Raw genomic sequence first — 20,432 nt, forward strand, 5'->3', positions numbered from 1 at the left:
CGTACGTCCAGCCTTGCCCTTCCCACCTCGTTCGGAGCAGCAATGTCACCCACCGACGTCCGCGACGTCATCATCATCGGGTCCGGCCCCGCCGGACTGACCGCAGCCATCTACACCGGTCGGGCCAACCTGGCACCACTGGTCATCGAAGGCGAGCCGTCATCCACCAGCGACCAGCCTGGTGGCCAGCTCATGCTCACCACCGACGTCGAGAACTACCCCGGGTTCCCCGACGGTGTCATGGGTCCCCAACTGATGACGGACTTCCGGGCCCAGGCCCAGCGGTTCGGGGCCGAGATCCTCACCGAGAAGGTGACTCGGGTCAATTTCTCGGCCCGACCGTTCGAGATCTGGATCGGCGACCCTGACACACCCGAGCCCACCTTCCTGGCTCGCTCGGCGATCATCTCGACCGGCGCCCAGTCGCTCATGCTCGGGATCGAGGACGAGTACCGCCTGATCGGCCACGGGGTATCCACCTGTGCCACCTGCGACGGCTTCTTCTTCCGCGACATGGAGATCGCCGTGGTGGGCGGTGGCGACTCGGCCATGGAGGAGGCGCTGTTCCTCACCAGGTTCGCCTCGAAGGTCACCGTGATCCACCGCCGCGACGAGCTCCGAGCGTCAAAGATCATGCAGGAACGGGCATTCGCCAACGACAAGATCGAGTTCCTGTGGGACTCGGTGGTGGTGGGCATCAACGGCGAGACCACCCTCGAGAGCCTCCAGATCGAGCACCTCCCCACCGGCGAACGCACCATCCACCCCTTCAGGGGCCTGTTCGTGGCGATCGGGCACAAGCCAAACACCGATCTGTTCGTCGGCCAGCTCGACATGGCCGAGAACGGGTACCTCATCACCGAGCCGGGTACGACCCTCACCAACGTCGACGGCGTCTTCGCCGCCGGCGACGTCCAGGACGACACCTACCGCCAGGCGATCACCGCCGCCGGGACCGGGTGCATGGCCGCGATCGACGCCGAACGCTGGCTCGAGGCCCAGGGTCACTGACCGCCAGTCCCCGGGAATGTCGGCCCGCGCCCAACTGTTGACCACGAGCGACGCACCTCGCCTCGCCCGACGGAAGGAACCACACCCCATGTCAGCATCAGTCACCCTCTCCGAGGCCACCTTCGACGAAGAGATCGGCGCCTCCGACGAACCCGTCCTCGTCGACTTCTGGGCCGAGTGGTGCGGACCGTGCAAGGTCATCGCTCCGATCCTCGACGAGCTCGGCACCGAGCAGGAGGGCAAGCTGCGCATCGGCAAGCTCAACGTCGACGAGCACCCCGGCATCGCCCGGCGCTTCGAGGTCATGAGCATTCCCACCCTGATCCTCTTCAAGGACGGCGAGCCGGCGGCACGCCTCACCGGCGCTCGCGGCAAGAGCCAGATCCTCGCCGAGATCTCCGACCACCTCTGATCTGGCGGCTCCGTTCCGCCATCACCCACCCGACCCGTTCGACCCCGGCTCGATGCCGGGGTCGAGTCGCGTCCGGCCCCGGGTGCACACCGTTGGGAACAGCGGCCTCAACCCATCCTTGAGGCACAACCCACAGGGTTGACCACAGGCTGTGGATAAGGCAGAGGTCGAGATTCAGCTTCCCGGAGTGGCTCAACCCTCGACCGTGGGTTTGGGTGGCTCGGTCATGGCCCGGTAGATCCGCTCCAGGTCCTCGAGCGTGGCGAACTCGACCACCACCTTGCCCCGCTTGGCGCCCATGCTGACCCGCACCCGGGTGTCGAGGTGTTCCGACAGCAGGTCCTCGAGCTCCAACAAGCCCGGCGGCCGCAGCCGCCGCCCACCCGATGGGGCAGGAGCGTCCGAGCCGTCGCCGTCGCTACCATCGCCCTCGCCCTTGGCCCTGACCGCGTCCTCGACATCGCGAACCGTCATGGCGCCGTCGGCCGCCTTGCGGGCCAGGCCCTCCTGGAACGTGCGGTCCCGGCTCCCGAGCAGCGCCCGGGCGTGACCAGCCGAGAGCCGGCCCTCGATGATCAGCTTCTGGATCGCCGGAGGGAGCTGGAAGAGGCGCAAGGCATTGGCCACCGCCGAACGGCTCTTGCCGACCCGGGACGCGACCTGGTCCTGGGTCAGTTCGAACTCGTCGATGAGCTGCTGGTAGGCCGCCGCCTCCTCGATGGCGTTGAGATCCTCTCGGTGCAGGTTCTCGACCAGGGCCCGTTCGAGCGAACCCTCGTCGTCGGCCTCGCGGACCACCGCGGGGATGGTGGGCAGACCGGCTCGCTTGGCTGCCCGCCAGCGCCGCTCCCCCGCGATCAGCTCGAAGTGCTCGTCGCCGACCGGGCGCACCAGGATGGGTTGGAGCACACCCAGTTCGCGGATCGAGCTGGTGAGGGTGACCAGCGATTCCTCGTCGAACGAATCCCGGGGCTGGTATCGGTTGGGTTCGATCGACGCCAAGGGGAGCTCGCGCAGGGTCGCACCGCTGTCCTGGACAACATCGTTGGGGATCAGGGCACCAAGGCCCTTCCCGAGTCCGCTACGCCGAGCCACCACTGACCTCCTTGGCAAGTTCACGGTAGGCGATCGCACCTCGTGAGGAGGGATCGAACGCGATGATCGGCTGCCCGAACGACGGTGCCTCCGACAGGCGCACTGTCCGAGGCACCATCTGACGGAACACGGTGTCTCCGAAGTGCTCTCGCACCTCGGCCGCCACCTGATCGGAGAGCTTGGTGCGGGCGTCATACATCACGAGGACGATCCCCGACAGCTCCAGCGCCGGGTTGAGCCGCTTCTGCACGAGGTCAACGTTGCGGAGCAGCTGCCCCAGTCCCTCCAACGCGTAGTACTCGCACTGGATGGGGACCATGACCTCCTCGGCCGCGGCCAGCCCGTTCACGGTCAGCAGACCGAGCGATGGGGGACAGTCGATGAGGATGTAGTCGAACTGGTCACGGATGGCGCTGATGGCCTCTCGAAGGCGGGTCTCCCGACTGAACGCCGGAACCAGCTCGATCTCGGCGCCAGCGAGATCGAGGTTGGCCGGCGCCACGAAGAGGTTCCGCACCGACGACGCTTCGACGGTGTCCTCCAGCGGCGTGCCTTGGAGGAGCACGTCGTACATCGAGATCTCGATCGATCGGGGGTCGATCCCCAGGCCGGTGCTGGCATTGCCCTGCGGATCGAGATCCACGATGAGGGTCCGGTAGCCCAGCTCGGCGAGGCAGGCTCCGAGGTTCACAGCAGTGGTGGTCTTACCCACCCCGCCCTTCTGGTTCGCCAAGGCGATGACCCGCGGCAGGGGTCGGGGCATAGAGGGTCTCCTGGGTCGGCCGGCTCGGTCCCACCGGCGAGCTCGCCGGTCCGAGGATCCTCTCATCCTTCCCGCTGAACGAGCTCAGGTCAAGCATGCCGCCGGATCGTGGTGTTTCACGTGGAACAACCCCACCGCCGGGCCCACACGGGATCCGGAGTGTTTCACGTGAAACGCAGCTCGCGTCCCACGTGCTCCTCCGTCGGTTTCACGTGAAACAGCTACCACCGAGGTCGCTTGCGGGGGATCCCATCCCGCCGAGGCACCTGCTCGGGAGCCGCCGACCGCTGCTGTGCCACCATCCATAACTGCTGCGCCACCACCTCCAGACCCAGCGCCGCCAGTTCCTGTGCTGGCCAGCGTTCCGCTGTCGGCTCCGGCGGCTCGCTCACCGCGAGCCACCCGCCGATCCGCAACAGCGGCGCAGCACACTCGGCGGTCACCGCCGGCGGACCGAACGACCGGGCGGTCACCAGGTCGTACCCTCCTCGATGCTGGGGATCGCGGCCCACCACCTCGGCTCGGCCCCGCACCACCTGGACCCGGTCGCCCACCTCGAGCTCGCGGACTGCTGCCTCCAGGAACGCCGTGCGGCGACCGGCGGCGTCCAGCAAGGTCCAGCGGCTCGATGGCACGCCCAGCGCGAGGATCAAACCGGGAACGCCCCCACCGCTGCCCAAATCGAGCGCCACCCGCGGCGCGGCGCCGATCCCTCCCAGAAGCGCCAGCAGTGCCTCCGCGTGGGCCACGTGCACCTCGACCGAGCCCGGTCCGAGCAGCCCGATCGCCCGGGCCCGTTCGAGCACGCCGACCAACCCGTCGGATCCCGTCACCCGACCATGCTCCCCCGACCCGTCCCGATCCCGGGCCCGTCCGGTCAGCCTTCGTCGGGGACGATCACGACGTGGCGACGTGCATCCTCGCCTTCAGAGGTGGTGTGGACCCCGTCGATCTCGTTCACCGTGTCGTGGACCACCTTGCGGTCGGCCGCGGACATCGGCTCGAGGACCTGGGCCGTGCCCGAGGTGCGAGCCTGGTCGGCGAGCTTCTGGGTGAAGCGCTCCAGCGCTTCGCGCCGGCGCTGACGGTATCCGGCAACGTCCAACCGAACCCGCCCCTCGTGGGTACCGGTCGCCGTGCGCTGCACCACGGTCCTGGAAAGTTCGTGGATGGCCTGCAGGGTGTTGCCTCGGGGCCCGACGAGCAGACCCAGGTCCTCGCCGTCCACCCGAACCTCGATGGTGTCGTCGTCGATCTTCTCCCGCGCCACCTCGGCGTCATATCCGAACGCATCCACCAGGCCTTCCACGAAGCCCTGGACGATGTCGGCCTGTTCTTCCACTGTCACGTCTTCGCTCACATTCGGCTCCTCGGTGGTGGGCGTAGGGCCCTTGGTTGGTTGGGGCTCGCGCTCGTGCTCCGACCGACGGCCCTTGCCCCGTCGCGATCGCGACCGCGCCCGGTCCCCCCGGTCCGTCGACTGGCGATCACCGCCGCGATCACCGCCGCGATCGCCGCCGCGATCGTCGCGATCGTCGCGACCGCCACGGTCCCGGGCGGACCCGGATTCGCCATCCCCGGTCTCACCAGCGTCCGAAGACGCGGCGGAGTCGTCGGCCTTGCCCGCATTGCCACGCTGCTTGCGCCCCGAGCGGCGGCGCTCCCGGCGATCGACCTTCGGGCGTGGCTGCACGGGACGGACCCGGGCCCGGACCCGGGCCTCACCCCGCATGCGCCCGAACAGCCCGGGTCGCGGCTCCTCCACGATCTCGAACTCGGCATCATGCTCGTCGACGTGCAACTGGTCGAGTGCCAGTTCCTTGGCCAGCTCGACAGTCTTGGCAGTCGTCTCTACCCACTCCACAGCTCAGGACCTCTTCTTCTTCTTGCGACGCGGCGGCGTGGCGGAGCCACCCGCACTCTTCGGTGGTGTTACCCGGCCCGATGAAGGCCTCGATGCCTTACCGTTGCTCGACCCTGCGCCGGTGCCCCGCGAGGCGCCGCCGCGGCGGTTGCGCTCGGACCGAGCTCGACCCGGTTGCTTGGTGTGCTTGGCCGATGACCGGGTTCGCTTCGCCCCTGCACCGCGCCCGCCCTTGTCGTCGGTCGATTTGCCCGGTCCCTTGCCCGGCGGGGGAGCGGCCTTGCCGGGCTTCTCGGGCTTGCCGGGCTTCTCGGCCTTGTCGGGCTTCTCGGCCTTGTCGGGCTTCTCGGCCTTGTCGGGCTTCTTCTCCGACGTGGTGTCGGTGCCCCCCGCGCCCTCCCCACCGTCGGCGCGATCCCCGCCGGTGGCGAGGTTGGTGGTTCCGATACCCAGCAGGGCCTGGGTCCCGCTGATGTCGTAGAGACTCATCGAGATGGCCGCGTTCTGGAAGATCCGGTACGTGTTGGACACGAGGAAGTAGATGACGAGGCCAGCGACGAAGCTGAAGGAGATGAAACCGAAGAACACCGGCATCATCCGCAACAGGATCTTCTGCTGCTGGGGCATCTCGGTGTTGGGGTTGCGGACCGACATCTGCTTCTGCTGCAGGAAGGCCGAACCGGCGACCAACAAGATGAGCAGCATGTAGGGCAGGCCAGTCCCGAAGGACACCTGCAGCGCGTCCGACGCCGAACGGGAGAGGTCGATACCCCACGACAACATCGAGTCGCTACCAGCGAGATCGTTGTAGAGGGCGGTGTCGGGGAACTGGTCGAGGTACTTGGGCACGAACCCGCCCTCGGGCACCTGGACCCCGTTCGCAGCCACGGTGGCCTCGGAGGCCCGCCGGGTGATGCCCCTGACCACCTGGTAGAGCACGATGAAGAAGGGGATCTGCATCAACATCGGGAGGCAGCCCCCCAACGGGTTGATCTTGTTCTCCCGATAGAACGCCAGCAGCTCCTCGTTCATCTTCTGGCGGTCGTCGGCGAACTCCTGCTGGATCTTCTTCATCTCCGGCGCCATCGCCGACATCGTCATCATCGACCGTGTCGCCTTCACGTTCAACGGCGTGACGAGCAACATGATCGTCAACGTCAGCAGGGCGATCGCCCAGGCGTACGAGCCGCCGACCACCGGCAGTTCGTAGAACCAGGCGAGGAGGAACGCGATCGCGCGGAAGAACGCGTCGAACATCAGGGAGCCTTCCGTTCAGGGACCAGATCGATGCCGTGCCCGCCCCACGGGTGGCAACGGCAGATGCGGCGGGTCGCGAGCCAGGTGCCCCGGCCCGCGCCGTGGGTTTCCAACGCCTCGAGCGCGTAGCTCGAACACGACGGGAAGAAGCGGCACGGCGACGGGCGGCCCGCTCGGAGGTGTTGGTAGGTGCGGACCAGCCCCAGCAGCGCCCGGGTCGGCGCCGAGCGGCGGGCGGAGCCGACTCGGCCGGGGTCGGCCGTCACCGCAGGGGCCGGCATCGGGCGCGCGCCAGTGTTCACGACCGCACCTGTTGGAGTTTGCTGACCACACGCTGCATTCGTGCTCTCAGTTCCTCGAAGGTCGCGTCCGCCGCCGACGGATCGACGCCGAACAGATATACCCCTGGGGGTATCGAACCATCGTGGTCCATCTCCCGCAGGATGGCGCGGAGGCGCCGTCGCAGGCGGTTGCGGACCACCGCGTTGCCCACCTGGCGGCCGATGGCGTACCCGACCCGGACCGCCTCATCGCCGCACCCCGGCAGATGCCTCACCCACAGGGGACCGCTGCGGGCGCGCCGACCTCGCCGGCGCAGCGCAGCAAAGGTCGAGCGGTCACCGACGGACCGGATCAGGCCGACAGCCGTGCCCGGCCCTTGCGCCGGCGCGACTTGATGATCGCCCGACCCGCTCGGTCAGACATCCGGTGGCGAAATCCGTGCCGCTTGGCACGCTTCCTCACATTCGGTTGGTATGGACGCTTCACGGCAGTTGCCTCCTCGGCCCGCGGGCTGAACCCGCAGCGAACCGGTCGCCCCACGCGAGGGACCACCGGAGATGATCACGGGGCTGGGTCGCGGTGTCGGATGGAACCCTGGTGCTCGGACGAGCCATCAGGCGCGCACCACCCAGCGCTACGACCGCGCCTGGGGTGAGAGTAGAGGTGCCGGCGCATCCGAGGCAACTACGGCACCACCCCTGAACAAGCGCCCCCTGCGCCCCGAACGCCCATCACCGCCGTCTGGGGTGGCCCCCGAACCACCCGCGCCAAGTTGCAGCAATGCAATTCACAGGCATTGAGCAGCCATGACACCGACCCAACCACACTCCCGTGCACGCATCGGGACGGTGGTGGTAGGTTCCTCAACCTTGACGGTCTGGGACACCGGGTTCACCGCCGAAACGTCACCGACGCTTCTGGGTGGACGCCCCCAACACACACCGTGCAAGAGTCGCGACGCGTTATCCACAGCTGTGGATCGGGTTGTGGATCTCCAACCGAGGTTCCGTGGGAGGCGGTCGAGCTGGTGCAAGAAGCAGATGTGCTCTGGGACGCTTGTGCCGACATCCTGAGGGCCCAGGTGTCCGAAGCGGTCTGGCTCACCTCGTTCAACGGCGCCCACCCGCTCGAGCTCGACAGCGGCGTGCTCACCCTCGCCGTACCGAGCACCGTCGTCAAGGACCGCATCGAGGGCCGCTACCTCGCCCTCGTCCGCGACGCGCTGTACGAAGCGGGTGCGGACGACGTGGCCCTCGCCATCGAGGTCCACACCGACATCGGCGACGCCGACCACGCCACGCTCTCCTCGCTCAACGGCGTCGACGCTGACCGCCTGCTCGCCGAATCGCTCAGCACCGACGGCATCGACCAGCTCGACGAGGTCGACCCCCAGCCGGCCCGCACACCCGAGGCGTCGGTGTTCGACATCGCCGAGCCCCGGTACAGCTTCGAAGCCTTCGTCATCGGTGCGTCCAACCGTTTCGCCCACGCTGCTGCGCTCTCGGTCGCCGAGCAGCCCGGCCGGTCCTACAACCCGTTGTTCATCCACGGCCACGCCGGCTTGGGCAAGACCCACCTGCTCCAGGCCATCGCCCACTACGTCCGCAACGTCTATCCCCGCTCCACGGTCCGCTACGTGGCGACCGAGACGTTTCTCAACCAGTTCGTCGAAGCGATCCGCACCAACACCCCGAACGACTTCAAACGTCGCTACCGCGAGATCGATGTGCTCCTGCTCGACGACATCCAGTTCATCGAAGGCCGTGAAGGCCTCCAAGAAGAGCTCTTCCACACCTTCAACCAGCTCCACGACGCCAACCGCCAAATCGTCCTGTCCTCGGACCGTCCGCCCGACGCGATGTCCACCCTCGAGGATCGTCTCCGTAGCCGCTTCAAGATGGGGCTCATCACCGACATCCAGCCGCCGGACTTCGAGACCCGGTTGGCGATCGTCCGCAAGAAGGCCGAGCGCGAGACCGCCACCATCCCAGCCGACGTGCTGGAGTTCATCGCCACCCACATCAAGGACAACATCCGCGAGCTCGAGGGCGCCCTCACCCGGGTCGCGGCCTACTCCAGCCTCAACGACGTCCAGCTCTCGGCCGACATCGCCGAGCAGGTCCTCGTCGACCTCGTCGGTGACACCCAACCGCGGGTGATCACCCCCCAGCTCATCCTCGACGCCACCGCCGACATGTTCGGCTATCCCATCGACGAGATCATCGGCAAGAGCCGCCGCCGACCACTGGTCACCGCACGCCAGGTGGCCATGTACGTGTTCCGCGAGCTCACCGACCTCAGCTTCCCCGCCATCGCCCGCGAGTTCGGTGGCCGCGACCACACCACCGTCATCCACGCCGTCGACAAGATCTCGGTGTTGATGAAGGAGCGTCGCCAGATCTATGACCAGGTCACCGAGCTCATGCAGACCATCAGAGGCGGCGAGTGAACACTGACCGAGCGACCACCAACCCCGTGGACAACCCCGGGGACGACCTTGGGGGCAACCCCGCCCTCCCCGTGGACGACCGATCCCTTGTCCACCGAAGTACACCGGTGTCATCTCGCACCTGGGGACCGCTGGGGACGCCGGTGGGACAGCCCCACCCCTCCTGAGCAGCCACAACGGGTGTTCGTCCACAATCCACAGCCCTTACTACCATCACCAACCAGATGGACACGTCTTCTCAAACAGAAAGTGGGACAACCTCGTGAAGTTCCGATGTGAGCGTGACGCGTTGGTCGAAGCGCTCGGCATGGCAGGCCGCGCGGTGTCCACCCGTGGCGGAACCCTCACCGCGCTCACCGGCATCCGGGCTGAGCTCACCGGCGATCGTCTCTCGCTCACCGGCACCGATCTCGAGCTCACGATCACCGTCGACATCGAGGTCAACGGTGAAGCCGACGGTGTCGTGGTGCTGCCCGCGAAGCTCACCCTGGAGATCGTCCGGGCGCTCGAGGCCGGTGCTGTGCAGGTCAGCGTGGGCGACGAAGAGGCCGAGATCGTCGCCGGGTCGGCCACCTTCAGCGTGCTACTCCTTGCACCCGAGGGTTTCCCTCAGCAACAGAGCGCCGAGGCCGAGCCCGTCAGCGTGCCGACGAGCGAGTTCGCCGGTGCGGTTCGTCAAGTGGTTCGCGCAGCCAGCCGCGACGAGACCCGGTCGGTGGCGCTCACCGGCGTGTTGCTCGCCGCCGAAGCCGACGGCCTGCGACTGGTGGCGACCGATTCCTATCGCCTGGCCCTGCGAGATCTCCCGGGACTGTCGCTGCTCACCGGAGAGACCCAGGTCATCGTTCCCGCCAGGGCGCTGTCGGAGCTGGTCCGCCTGCTCGGCGACGCCGAGACCCTCGAGGTCCGTCTCGATGACAACACCGCGTCGTTCACCGTGGGTCGGGCACAGGTGATCACCCGGCTCATCGATGCCGAGTACCCCAACTATCGAGGGCTGATCCCGACGAGCCAACCCAACGAGCTCACCGTCGGCCACGACGCGCTCCTCGAAGCGGTGCGCCGGGTGGGGCTCATGGTCCAGTCCACCCCGACCCCGATCCGGTTGGTGAGTACCTCCGATCAGCTCGAGTTGTTGGCGATCACCCCCGATCGGGGCGAGGCCCGAGAAGCCATGCCCGCCAAGTACGACGGTGACGATCTCACCGTGGCGTTCAACCCTGAGTACCTGCTCGACGGCATCGAGGCCACATCGGGCGACGAGATCAAGATCCAGACCGTCGACGGGCTCAAGCCGGCGTTGTTGCGCTCGAACGAGGACGAGGGGTTCCTCTACCTGCTCATGCCGGTCCGGGTCTCCTGATCGACGGGTGCAGGTCGATCAGCTGTGGCTCAACGATTTTCGGTCCTACCGTGACACCGAACTGACCCTGGCGCCCACCACCACCGCCATCGTCGGGGCCAACGGCGAGGGCAAGACCAACCTTGTGGAGGCCCTCGGCTTCCTCGCCACCACCAGCTCGTTCAGGGGTGCGCCCAACGACGCCATGGTGCGGGTGGGCGCCGAGGTCGCGATCGTGCGGGCCGAGGCCCGACGCGACCAGCGGCACCTGCTCATCGAGGCGGAGATCTCCGCCCCCGGACGAACCCGCATCCAGGTCAACCGCCAGCGCCTGGCCCGGGCCAAGGACCTGCTCGGCGCACTGCGGGTGAGCGTCTTCTCACCGGATGACCTCGACCTGGTCAAGGGAGCTCCCGCGGGTCGTCGCCGCTACCTGGACGACGTGTTGGTGGCGCTGCACCCTCGAAACGACCAGCTCCGCAGCGATGTCGACCGGACCCTGAAGCAGCGCAACGCCTTGTTGCGTCAGGCAGGAGGGCGCCTGACCGACGAGGTGGCTGCCACCCTCGACGTGTGGGACGAACGGTTGGGATCGGCCGGCGACCGGTTGGGGGCGGCGCGGGTCGAACTCGTGGATGCGATCGCCGCCACCCTGACCCGTGCCTACCAGGTGGTGGCAGGTGTCGAGATCGCGGTGGGGGTGACCTACGCACCCGACTGGTTGGACGACGGTCTCCGGTCCGCGCTCGCCGCCAGTCGCGATGTCGACCTACGACGCGGCATCACCACCGTGGGCCCCCACCGCGATGAGCTGCAGCTATCGATCGGTGGGCTACCCGCCCGCACCCACGCCTCGCAGGGCGAGCAGCGCTCGTTGGCCTTCGCCATGCGGATGAGCGCCCACACCCTCGTCGCCGAGGCCGTTGGAGCACCTCCGGTGCTCATCCTCGACGACGTGTTCTCCGAGCTCGACCCGCATCGCAGCCGGGCGTTGCTCGACGCGATCCCGATCGCACAGACGGTGCTCACCACCGCGGGGACGCTCCCCGCCGGCGTCGTCCCCGAGCACCGCGTCCTGGTCGAGCAGGGATCGCTGCGCTCGCTCGACTGAAGGGGGTACCGCTCGACCGTCGTGAGAGACCGGCCGAGGGGTTGTCGAGCGAGCAGCCGACCCCGCCTCCGGTGGCTCGGGGTGCGATGATCGTTGTGTGCCATGGCGACCGCTTCCCGATCCTGACGGCGACCCGCCGGTGCCCCTGGGGACGCCGCTCGACCGGGTGCTGCACTCGCTCGGTGCACCGCCCACGGCGACGCTGGGAGCGCTGTTCGGATCCTGGTCCGACATCGTGGGGTCTGCCGTCGGTGGGGCCACCTCACCGGAGTCGCTGGAGGACGGTGTCTTGACCGTCGCGGTGCCCGATGGCGGGTGGGCGAGCCAGCTCCGCTGGATGGCACCCGATCTGGTCACCAAGCTCAACGACCAACTCGGAGACGGGGTCGTGACCCGGCTCGAGGTGCGAGTTCGCGGCCGCTGACCACGACCGGCGAGATGAGCCCCGATGGTGGCCGTGGCTGGTATGCTGGTCCTATCGTGTTTTCCGGCCTGACCAGCGGTTTTTCACCCGGAGGCCCGGATTCACCTCTACTCCGCGGCGTGCTTCGCGCGCCCGCCCGAAAGGCGCTCGTTGGCTCAGCAAACTGACTCGTACGGGGCGAAGGACATCCAGGTCCTCGAAGGTCTGGAAGCGGTCCGCAAACGCCCCGGCATGTACATCGGCTCCACCGGCCCCACCGGGCTCCACCACCTCGTGTACGAGGTCGTCGACAACGCGGTCGACGAGGCCATGGCCGGGCACTGCTCGCGCATCGACATCACGCTGTTGCCCGACGGCGGATGCGAGGTCCGAGACGATGGACGGGGAATCCCGGTCGACCGCCACGACAAGTATCCCGACATGACCGCCGCCGAGGTGGTGCTCACGGTGCTGCACGCCGGCGGCAAGTTCGGCGGCGACGGCTACAAGGTGTCCGGTGGGCTGCACGGGGTCGGCGTCTCGGTGGTCAACGCGCTGTCCAGCCGCCTCGAGGTCGAGATCGACCGCGACGGAATCCGACACTCCATCGAGTTCGTCAACGGCGGCGAACGCGTGTCTCCCATGCATCCCATCGGCGACGCGCCCGGTGGCAAGACCGGCACCACCGTGCGGTTCTGGCCCGATCCCACCATCTTCGAGGACACCTCGTTCCGGGCCCAGACCCTGCTCGAGCGGTTCCAGATGATGGCCTTCCTCAACAAGGGTCTCGAGATCCGCTTCACCGACCGACGCGAGTCGCCCGACATCGAGCCGGTGGTCTACCGCTACGACGGCGGCATCGTCGACTTCGTCGCCCACGTCAACGCCACCAAGGACTCGCTGTTCGAGAAGGTCGGCTACTACGAACGGATCGAGGAGAACCACGAGGTCGAGGTCGCGTTCCAGTGGAACACCGGTTACAACACCGACGGGTTGCACTCCTTCGCCAACGGGATCAACACCACCGAGGGCGGCATGCACGAAGAGGGCTTCCGCAAGGCCCTCACCAATGCCGTCAACCGCTATGCCAAGGCCCGCGGGATCCTGAAGGACAAGGACGAGAACCTCCAGGGTGAGGACATCCGCGAGGGGCTCACCGCGATCATCAGCGTCCGGTTGCAGGACCCGCAGTTCGAGGGCCAGACCAAGTCGAAGCTCGGCAACGTCGTCATCCGGTCGCTCGTCGAGCGCGCCACCAACGAGAAGCTCGCCGAGTGGCTCGAGGAGAACCCCAACGAGGCCAAGGCGTTGGTCACCAAGGCGGTGCAGGCGGCCCGTGCCCGCATCGCGGCTCAGTCCGCCAAAGCCGCCACCCGCCGCAAGTCGGCGCTCGACGGCGCCGGACTGCCCGGCAAGCTCACCGACTGCTCGTCGCGGAACCCCGAGGAGTCCGAGCTCTACATCGTCGAGGGCAACTCCGCGGGTGGGTCGGCCAAGGATGCTCGCGACCCCCGCACCATGGCCATCCTCCCCATCCGTGGCAAGATCCTCAACGTCGAGCGGGCTCGCCCCGACAAGATGCTGCGCAACACCGAGATCGGCACGCTCATCCAGGCCATCGGGGCCGGCGTGGGCGAGGAGTTCGACATCTCCAAGATCCGGTACCACAAGATCGTGATCCTCTGCGACGCCGATGTCGACGGCAGCCACATCCGCACGCTCTTGCTCACGTTCTTCTTCCGGCAGATGCGCGAGCTGGTCGAACGGGGTCATGTCTACATCGCCCAGCCGCCCCTCTACAGCACCGAGGTCCAGAAGCGGAAGGTCTACCTCAAAGACGATCCCGCCAAGGCGCTGTTCCTCTCCGAGTTCCCCAACCACAAGGCCGACTTCGCCCGACTGAAGGGCCTCGGCGAGATGGATGCCGACGAGCTCTGGGCCACCACCATGGACCCTGAGGGGCGCACCCTGCTGCAGGTGGGCGTCGACCAGGCCGCCATCGCCGACGAGGTGTTCGCGGTGCTGATGGGCGAAGACGTCGAGCTGCGCAAGCACTTCATCCAGACCAACGCCAAGGACGTGAGGTTCCTCGACATCTGATGGCTGACGACGAGCTTCCCGACGACGCCACCGGCGAGGACCCCGATGCTCCCGACGAGCTTCCCGACGACGCGCCCGACACCGATGGGCTGAGCGTCGACGAGACGATCGACGCCATCGCTGCCGGTGGGGTCGAACCGATCGAGATCCAGCGCGAGATGGAGCAGTCGTTCCTCGACTACGCGATGTCGGTGCTGGTGTCGCGTGCGCTGCCCGACGCACGCGACGGGCTGAAGCCGGTCCACCGCCGAATCCTGTGGGGGATGTACGAGCAGAACGTGCTGCCCACCCGCTCGTTCGTCAAGTGCGCGCGTGTGGTGGGCGACGTCATGGGCAAGTACCACCCTCACGGCGACCAGGCCATCTACGACGCGCTGGTGCGTCTCGGACAGCACTTCAGCCTCCGCCATCCGCTCATCGATCCGCACGGCAACTTCGGTTCGCCTTCCGATCAGGCCGCGGCCATGCGCTACACCGAGTGTCGACTGAGCCGCATCGCGATGCACATGCTCGCCGGCATCGACGAGGACACCGTCGACAAGGCATCGAACTTCGACGGCAACGAAGAAGAACCCGTCGTCTTGCCCTCGCGCTTTCCCAACCTGTTGGTCAACGGCGGACAGGGCATCGCGGTGGGTATGGCCACCAACATCCCGCCCCACAACCTGGGCGAGGTCATCGACGCCACCCAACACCTGCTGGCCAACCCCGATGCCACCGTCGACGAGCTGATGGATTTCGTCAAGGGTCCCGACTTCCCCACGGGCTGTCTGCTGCTCGGGCGGGCCGGCAGCGTCGACGCCTACCGCACCGGCCGCGGGTCGGTGAAGCTGCGCGCGGTCGCCGAGATCGACGAGGAGTCGTCGGGTGGTGCCCGCATCGTGGTCACCGCCATTCCGTATCAGACCTCGGTCGAGGCGATCGAGGCCAAGGCCGCCGAGATGGTGGAGCGTCGCGAGCTCGAGGGCATCAGGGCGATCGTGAACGAATCGGCCAAGGGTGTCACCCGGTTGGTCTTTCAGCTCAAGCGCGACGCCACCGCCCACGTGGTGCTCAACAACCTCTACAAGCACACGCCCCTGCAGACCAGCTTGGGGTTCAACATGGTGGCCCTCGTCGACGGTGTGCCCCGCACCCTCAACCTGCGCGACGCCCTGGTCGCCTATGTCGACCACCAGGTCGAGGTCGTCACCCGGCGATCCGAGTTCCGGTTGGGCAAGGCCCGCGACCGAGCCCACATCGTCGAAGGCCTCATCAAGGCGCTCGACCTGATCGACCAGATCATCGCCACCATCCGGGGCTCCGAAGACCGGCCTGCTGCCCGCGAGGCACTCATGGCCGAACCGTTCGAGTTCACCGAGATCCAGGCCAACCACATCCTCGACATGACCCTGGGGCGCCTCACCCGCCTGGGTCGAACCGAGCTGGACGAAGAGCTCGCGAAGCTGCGCGAGACCATCACCGAGCTCGAGACCATCCTCGGCGACGATGCCAAGTTGCGAGCGGTCATCCGCGAGGAGCTCGCCGAGATCCGCGACACCTACGCGACCGAGCGCCGGTCCGAGTTGGCGTTCGACCCCGGTGACCTCGACATCGAAGATCTGATCGACGACGACGACATCGTGGTCACCCTGACCGAGGCGGGCTACATCAAGACCGTGTCGATCGACGCCTTCCGAACCCAGGGCCGGGGCGGCAGGGGAGTGGCCGGCACCAAGCTCAAAGACGACGACTTCGTCAGCCACGTCCTGCACACCACGGCCCACTCCTACCTGCTGTTCTTCTCGAATCGGGGACGGGTCTATCGCCTCAAGGCCCACGAGATCCCGATGATGGAGCGCACCGCACGCGGCACCGCGCTGGTGAACCTGTTGCCGCTCCAGCCCGACGAGTACATCCAGGCCCTCATCGACACCCGCGACTACGAGACCAACCGGTTCCTGTTCTTCGCCACCCGTCTGGGCCAGGTGAAGAAGACGCGCTTCGCCGACTACGACTCGTCGCTGCGGGCCGGCATCATCGCGCTGGGCCTCCGTGATGGCGACGAGCTGGTGGCGGCGTTCCCCACCAATGGTGAGGGGGACATCATCATGACCTCCAAGCTCGGCCAGACGATTCGCTTCGCCGAGTCACAGGTTCGGCCCATGGGGCGAACCGCGGCCGGGGTGAGGGGCATGCGCCTCCGTGACGGCGACGAGCTGGTGGCCGCCAGCGCCGTCAGCGACGACGCCAACTACGTGATCGTCACCGACGCCGGGTACGGCAAGCGCACCGCCCCCGACCAGTACCCACGCAAGGGTCGTGGCACCCAGGGTGTGCGGGGGATCAGCCTTCCCGAGCAGCGTGGCCACGTGGTGGCCGCCTTCATCGCCGGCGACGACGACCAGATGGTGGTCGTCAGCTCCGACGGCATCCTCATCCGCACCATCGTCGGCGGGATCTCGCTCCAGGGTCGCTCCGCGTCCGGCGTGCGGGTCATGAACGTCGAGGCGGGGGCGCGGGTCGCCTCGGTGGCACCCATCACCGCCGCCGATGTCGATCCCGATGTGCCCCCCGACGAGCCGGTGGAGTCCCTCGCTGCCGCGGGGAGCGACGAGCCGACATCGTCGTGAGCCCTGGTTCGCCAGCCCTGGTTCGCGTCGGGCCGGTCCTCTAGCCTGGCCTCCACATCCCCTGCCGCTTCCCCCTCGCCAGTTCACGACCACGACGAGGAGTCCCAACGATGAGGCGACGGAGGGGTCGCTACGCCAGCGGTGACCAGGCTCAGGTCACGCCACTGATCGCGATCACGATCATGCTGGTCGCCGGTGTCGGAGCGTTGATCGTGGCGGTCGGTGGGGTGCTGGCCGACCGCACGGTGGCTCGCACCGCCGCCGATGCCGCCGCGTTGGTCGCCGCTGTCGACACCGACGAGGCCGCGGCCGAGATGGCCCGGGCCAATGGTGCCGAACTGGTGTCGATTCTGCGCAACGGCGATCAGGTCGAGGTCGAGGTCCGGGTCGGGCGGGTCACCGCTCGGGCCCGTGCGGAGGCGACCCGGCACCGAATGCTCGGTCCCGATGGCACCCACCCAGCTGGTCCCGCGCGCTCGCCGACGAGCGCGATCCCGTAGGCTGGTGCCATGGCAGACCAGACTCGAGTTGGGGCACGCGAACGCCGCGGCACCGGCTCCACGGGCGGGGCGCGATCGGGCGCCGGAGACGAACCCGAGGTCGACCTGGACGCCACCAGCTCGGGCGGTGCGACCAGCACCAGCACTGCTCCTGGCGACGCGAGCCCGTCTGGTCGTGGCTCGGCCACTGTTCCCGCCGTCGCGCCCGACGATGCCGAGTGGTCGACCCCTACCGACGCCGACGCTGCATCGAGCCAGGGCGACCAGCCGCAGGTGACCCCCGCAGATCACGACGGAGCCGGCACGGGATCGAGCACCTTGACCCCGCTGCAGCGTCTCGTCCGACCCCGGGGTCAGGTCCGTGCCCGCAAGGTGCATCGCATCGTGCGACGCATCGACCCGTGGTCGGTGCTGAAGGTGTCGCTGCTCTTTTACCTCTGTGTGTGGGTGATGGCCATGGTGGCGGTGGTGCTGTTGTGGGGTGTCGCGGTCGGTTCGGGCACCGTGGCCAGCCTCGAGAGCTTCATCGCCGAGTTCCTGGCGTTCGAGGAGTTTCGGTTCAACGGCGACCAGCTGTTCCAGATCTTCGCGTTGGGTGGTCTCATCGGGGCCTTCGTCACCACCGCGGTCACCGCCATCCTCGCCGTGGTGTTCAACCTCATCGCCGACCTCACCGGCGGCATCCGGTTCACCGTCGTCGAGGAGGAGTCTGCACGCCGGGTCCTGCCCCGCCACGAGCAGCCGTCGGCCACGCACCGCTGAGATCGCAGCGCCCGTTCCAGGTGGCTCCGCGGCGACCGGAGCGACTACCGTGGCCGGTTTGGCGGGGCTATAGCTCAGTCGGTTAGAGCGCACCCCTGATAAGGGTGAGGTCGCTGGTTCGATTCCAGCTAGCCCCACGCACCGTCCCGGCTCTCCCGGGGCCCAGTTGACCCAACCGGAGGCACACACCCGTGGTGACCATGATCCGCCGGGCACTGGTGGCGCTGGGCGTCGCTGGGCTCATCGCCGCCGTCCTGCGCCTTCGAGGCACCGGTGGAACCCCGGTCCGCGACGGCGGATGGCGCGAGCTCACCGGCCCGGACCTCCGCTGACGTGGCCGGCCACACTGTCGCCGTGATCGGCCTCGGCGCCGTCGGGTCGCGAGCTGCTCGCCAGCTCGTCGCCTCCGACGGGATCGCCACGGTACGACTCCGTGACCGCGTCGCCGACCGGGTCGAGGCCACCGCACGAGCGCTCGGATCCTCAGTGGTCGCCGAGCTTCCGCCCTATGCCGCGCCACCTGACGCCGATGTCGTCGTGCTCGCCACCCGCGCGGGGACCCACACCGAACTGGCCCGCGAGCTGCTGGCTCGCGACGTCTCGGTGGTGTCGGTGTCGGACTCGATCGACGACGTGACCGGACTGCTCGACCTCGATGCCGAGGCCCGCGAGCGTGGATGCTCGGTGGTGGTCGGTGCCGGCTTCTCCCCCGGACTGAGCTGTGTGCTGGCTCGTCATGCCGCGGTCGACTTCTCGGGGATCGACGAGGTGCACGTTGCCATGTCGGGTACCGGAGGTCCAGCGTGTGCCCGACAGCACCACCGTGCCCTCGGCGATTGGGCGATCGACTGGCGCGAGGGCGGATGGGTGCGTCGCCGCGGCGGATCCGGACGCGAGCTGTGCTGGTTCCCCGACCCGATCGGCGGCAAGGACTGCTATCGGGCGGCCCGTCCCGAGTCGCTCCTGCTGGCGCCCGCCTTCGCCGGTGTGTCGAGGGTCACCGCCCGCATGGCGGCCACGCGCCGCGACCGGCTGACCGCGCGGCTCCCGATGCTGCGCCGTCCCCACCCCGAAGGTGGGCCCGGCGCCCTGCGGGTCGAGATCCGTGGCTGGCGCGACGACCAGCGGCACGTGAAGGTCCTCGGTGCGATGGACCGTCCGGCGGTGGCGGCGGGAACCGTGGCGGCGGTGACGGTGACCTCGATTCTCGACGGTGCGATGGTCCGTCCCGGCGCGGCGGGTCTCGCCGAGCTCATCGAACCGGTCCCGTTCCTCTCCCAGCTGGCGCACCGAGGTGTGCGCGCCGCGGTCTTCGAGGGCCTCACCAGCTGATCGGACGAGCTGCACCGCTGCTGCCGGGTGGGCCCCGGTGACTCGCGGATCCGATCCGGTTGTGCAGCACGCTGCACCATTCGAGCACCGAGATCGCGCTCACGGTGGCCAAAACCGGCGCTGCGCGGCGAAAACTAGTTCGTTCGGCCCTTGTGGGAGGGCACCCGTAGGGAGTTAGGTGAGAGACCTCAGTCACATGGCCACGTTGTGCACGGCTGACCGGAACGAGAAGGGCGATACACGATGGGTGACTCCCAAGAACTCTCACAGCGAATCGAGCAGCACCTTCCGCTCGTGAAGCACATCGTCTTTCAGGTCGCAGTGCACTTCCCTCGACACGTCGATCGCGAGGATCTGGCTCGGGCCGGTGCCCTCGGACTGGTCGAAGCTGCCCGTCGCTATGACGACGACCGGGGTGTGCCGTTCGAACGCTTCGCCGCTCAGCGGATCCGCGGAGCCATCCTCGACGCGGTCCGGGCGGCCGACTGGGCCCCGCGCTCGGTGCGGACCCTCGCCCGCCGGCTCGAGACGGTCGAGCAGCGGCTGGCCAGCCAGCTCGGGCGCGTGCCCAACGCCGCCGAGATGGCCGAGGAGCTGGGTGTCACCAAGGCCGAGCTCGACCGCTTGCAGGACCGGATGTTCCGCTCGGTCGTGCTGGCCCTCGAACACGAGGTCACCGACGACACCGACGAGGATCTGACACTGGTCGACGTCTTGAGCGACCCCAACAGCATCGAGCCGCTCGAGGAGATGGAGACCCGTGAGCTGCTCGGCTACCTCCGTGACGCCGTCGAGCTGTTGCCCGAACGCCAGCGCCTCGTGGTCGTGGGCTACTTCCTCGAAGGCAAGAGCTCCCAGGAACTGGCCCGGTTCCTCGGGGTGACCGAATCGCGAATCTCGCAGCTGCGGTCCGAGGCGCTCGACATGTTGCGCGAGGGCATCGAGTCGCAATACAGCAACGAGGCACCCGACGATGTCGCCGTGACCGGCAGGGTGGCCCGCCGCAAGGCCGGGTATGCCCAGGCCATCTCGACCGCCAGCCCGTGGCGGGACCGCATCGACATGGTCGACGCCTACGACATCGAACCCGAGCCCGCGGTGCCGGTCGGGACCCACTGGAACTGACCCGGGTCGGCC

The 20,432-nt window shown here is 68.0% G+C and carries 21 protein-coding genes and 1 tRNA gene; 14 read left to right on the forward strand and 8 right to left on the reverse strand.

Going from position 1 to position 20,432, the window contains the following annotated elements; all coding sequences use genetic code 11:
* Window positions 1-42: 42 nt before the first annotated feature.
* Both trxB and trxA read left to right on the forward strand, forming a co-directional pair.
* Window positions 43-1,011, forward strand: a complete 969-nt coding sequence (trxB, locus tag U5K29_03570) for a thioredoxin-disulfide reductase (GenBank protein ID MDZ7677613.1) — start codon at window positions 43-45, stop codon at window positions 1,009-1,011.
* A gap of 88 nt (window positions 1,012-1,099) precedes the next feature.
* Complete coding sequence (gene trxA / locus U5K29_03575) at window positions 1,100-1,423, forward strand: thioredoxin (GenBank protein MDZ7677614.1); 324 nt, start codon at window positions 1,100-1,102, stop codon at window positions 1,421-1,423.
* Between the two features lie 192 nt (window positions 1,424-1,615).
* Here the strand turns inward: trxA and U5K29_03580 are convergent, their stop codons facing one another.
* From U5K29_03580 to rpmH, 8 genes are all read right to left on the reverse strand, one after another.
* Complete coding sequence (locus tag U5K29_03580; protein ID MDZ7677615.1) at window positions 1,616-2,518, reverse strand: ParB/RepB/Spo0J family partition protein; 903 nt, start codon at window positions 2,516-2,518, stop codon at window positions 1,616-1,618.
* Window positions 2,505-3,281 (reverse strand): AAA family ATPase, encoded by a 777-nt coding sequence (locus U5K29_03585; protein MDZ7677616.1) that lies wholly within the window; start codon window positions 3,279-3,281, stop codon window positions 2,505-2,507. Before U5K29_03585 ends, U5K29_03580 begins: the two co-directional genes overlap by 14 nt.
* A 221-nt stretch (window positions 3,282-3,502) precedes the next feature.
* On the reverse strand, window positions 3,503-4,114 hold the full coding sequence (locus tag U5K29_03590) for an RsmG family class I SAM-dependent methyltransferase (GenBank protein MDZ7677617.1): 612 nt from the start codon (window positions 4,112-4,114) through the stop codon (window positions 3,503-3,505).
* Between the two features lie 44 nt (window positions 4,115-4,158).
* Entirely contained in the window at window positions 4,159-5,145 is a 987-nt protein-coding gene (jag, locus tag U5K29_03595) for an RNA-binding cell elongation regulator Jag/EloR (protein MDZ7677618.1), read from the reverse strand.
* A gap of 3 nt (window positions 5,146-5,148) precedes the next feature.
* Window positions 5,149-6,402 carry a membrane protein insertase YidC gene (gene yidC / locus U5K29_03600; GenBank protein MDZ7677619.1) on the reverse strand — a complete coding sequence of 418 codons (1,254 nt, stop codon included), beginning with the start codon at window positions 6,400-6,402 and terminating at the stop codon, window positions 5,149-5,151.
* The gene (yidD, locus tag U5K29_03605; GenBank protein ID MDZ7677620.1) at window positions 6,402-6,704 is read right to left on the reverse strand and encodes a membrane protein insertion efficiency factor YidD; all 303 of its coding nucleotides are present in this window, start codon (window positions 6,702-6,704) and stop codon (window positions 6,402-6,404) included. The genes yidC and yidD overlap by 1 nt, the downstream gene beginning before the upstream one ends.
* Entirely contained in the window at window positions 6,701-7,039 is a 339-nt protein-coding gene (rnpA, locus tag U5K29_03610; GenBank protein ID MDZ7677621.1) for a ribonuclease P protein component, read from the reverse strand. Before rnpA ends, yidD begins: the two co-directional genes overlap by 4 nt.
* Window positions 7,036-7,170 (reverse strand): 50S ribosomal protein L34, encoded by a 135-nt coding sequence (gene rpmH / locus U5K29_03615; protein MDZ7677622.1) that lies wholly within the window; start codon window positions 7,168-7,170, stop codon window positions 7,036-7,038. The genes rnpA and rpmH overlap by 4 nt, the downstream gene beginning before the upstream one ends.
* 541 nt (window positions 7,171-7,711) lie before the next feature.
* On the opposite strand from rpmH, the gene dnaA reads away from it, so the two are divergent.
* The 12 genes from dnaA (at window position 7,712) to U5K29_03675 (ending at window position 20,420) form a co-directional block, all read left to right on the forward strand.
* The gene (gene dnaA, locus U5K29_03620) at window positions 7,712-9,133 is read left to right on the forward strand and encodes a chromosomal replication initiator protein DnaA (GenBank protein MDZ7677623.1); all 1,422 of its coding nucleotides are present in this window, start codon (window positions 7,712-7,714) and stop codon (window positions 9,131-9,133) included.
* A 262-nt stretch (window positions 9,134-9,395) separates the two neighbouring features.
* Entirely contained in the window at window positions 9,396-10,496 is a 1,101-nt protein-coding gene (gene dnaN / locus U5K29_03625) for a DNA polymerase III subunit beta (GenBank protein MDZ7677624.1), read from the forward strand.
* Window positions 10,497-10,503: 7 nt separating this feature from the next.
* The gene (locus tag U5K29_03630) at window positions 10,504-11,586 is read left to right on the forward strand and encodes a DNA replication/repair protein RecF (GenBank protein MDZ7677625.1); all 1,083 of its coding nucleotides are present in this window, start codon (window positions 10,504-10,506) and stop codon (window positions 11,584-11,586) included.
* Between the two features lie 97 nt (window positions 11,587-11,683).
* Window positions 11,684-12,010, forward strand: coding sequence for a DUF721 domain-containing protein (locus tag U5K29_03635; GenBank protein MDZ7677626.1), 327 nt, complete (start codon window positions 11,684-11,686; stop codon window positions 12,008-12,010).
* A 150-nt stretch (window positions 12,011-12,160) separates the two neighbouring features.
* Entirely contained in the window at window positions 12,161-14,089 is a 1,929-nt protein-coding gene (gene gyrB, locus U5K29_03640; GenBank protein ID MDZ7677627.1) for a DNA topoisomerase (ATP-hydrolyzing) subunit B, read from the forward strand.
* A complete protein-coding gene (gyrA, locus tag U5K29_03645; protein ID MDZ7677628.1) occupies window positions 14,089-16,701 on the forward strand; it encodes a DNA gyrase subunit A in 2,613 nt (870 codons plus the stop codon). The genes gyrB and gyrA overlap by 1 nt, the downstream gene beginning before the upstream one ends.
* A gap of 110 nt (window positions 16,702-16,811) precedes the next feature.
* Window positions 16,812-17,201 carry a pilus assembly protein TadG-related protein gene (locus U5K29_03650; protein MDZ7677629.1) on the forward strand — a complete coding sequence of 130 codons (390 nt, stop codon included), beginning with the start codon at window positions 16,812-16,814 and terminating at the stop codon, window positions 17,199-17,201.
* 9 nt (window positions 17,202-17,210) lie between these two features.
* The gene (locus U5K29_03655; GenBank protein ID MDZ7677630.1) at window positions 17,211-17,963 is read left to right on the forward strand and encodes a DUF3566 domain-containing protein; all 753 of its coding nucleotides are present in this window, start codon (window positions 17,211-17,213) and stop codon (window positions 17,961-17,963) included.
* Window positions 17,964-18,026: 63 nt separating this feature from the next.
* A tRNA-Ile gene (locus tag U5K29_03660) sits at window positions 18,027-18,100 on the forward strand.
* A gap of 57 nt (window positions 18,101-18,157) precedes the next feature.
* On the forward strand, window positions 18,158-18,295 hold the full coding sequence (locus U5K29_03665; GenBank protein MDZ7677631.1) for a hypothetical protein: 138 nt from the start codon (window positions 18,158-18,160) through the stop codon (window positions 18,293-18,295).
* A 22-nt stretch (window positions 18,296-18,317) separates the two neighbouring features.
* A complete protein-coding gene (locus U5K29_03670) occupies window positions 18,318-19,295 on the forward strand; it encodes a Gfo/Idh/MocA family oxidoreductase (protein MDZ7677632.1) in 978 nt (325 codons plus the stop codon).
* A gap of 243 nt (window positions 19,296-19,538) precedes the next feature.
* A complete protein-coding gene (locus tag U5K29_03675) occupies window positions 19,539-20,420 on the forward strand; it encodes a FliA/WhiG family RNA polymerase sigma factor (GenBank protein ID MDZ7677633.1) in 882 nt (293 codons plus the stop codon).
* The last annotated feature ends 12 nt before the right edge of the window (window positions 20,421-20,432 follow it).

Source organism: Acidimicrobiales bacterium (genome assembly GCA_034521975.1).
Taxonomy (GTDB): Bacteria; Actinomycetota; Acidimicrobiia; order Acidimicrobiales; family SKKL01; genus SKKL01.

What these genes read in the sequence shown, in the direction of transcription:
- U5K29_03675 (MDZ7677633.1), top strand. Translation starts at nt 19,539, where the DNA reads ATGGGTGACTCCCAAGAACTCTCACAGCGAATCGAGCAGCACCTTCCG.
- trxB (MDZ7677613.1), top strand. Translation starts at nt 43, where the DNA reads ATGTCACCCACCGACGTCCGCGACGTCATCATCATCGGGTCCGGCCCC.
- U5K29_03655 (MDZ7677630.1), top strand. Translation starts at nt 17,211, where the DNA reads ATGGCAGACCAGACTCGAGTTGGGGCACGCGAACGCCGCGGCACCGGC.
- U5K29_03585 (MDZ7677616.1), bottom strand. Translation starts at nt 3,281, where the DNA reads ATGCCCCGACCCCTGCCGCGGGTCATCGCCTTGGCGAACCAGAAGGGC.
- trxA (MDZ7677614.1), top strand. Translation starts at nt 1,100, where the DNA reads ATGTCAGCATCAGTCACCCTCTCCGAGGCCACCTTCGACGAAGAGATC.
- yidC (MDZ7677619.1), bottom strand. Translation starts at nt 6,402, where the DNA reads ATGTTCGACGCGTTCTTCCGCGCGATCGCGTTCCTCCTCGCCTGGTTC.
- gyrA (MDZ7677628.1), top strand. Translation starts at nt 14,089, where the DNA reads ATGGCTGACGACGAGCTTCCCGACGACGCCACCGGCGAGGACCCCGAT.
- U5K29_03650 (MDZ7677629.1), top strand. Translation starts at nt 16,812, where the DNA reads ATGAGGCGACGGAGGGGTCGCTACGCCAGCGGTGACCAGGCTCAGGTC.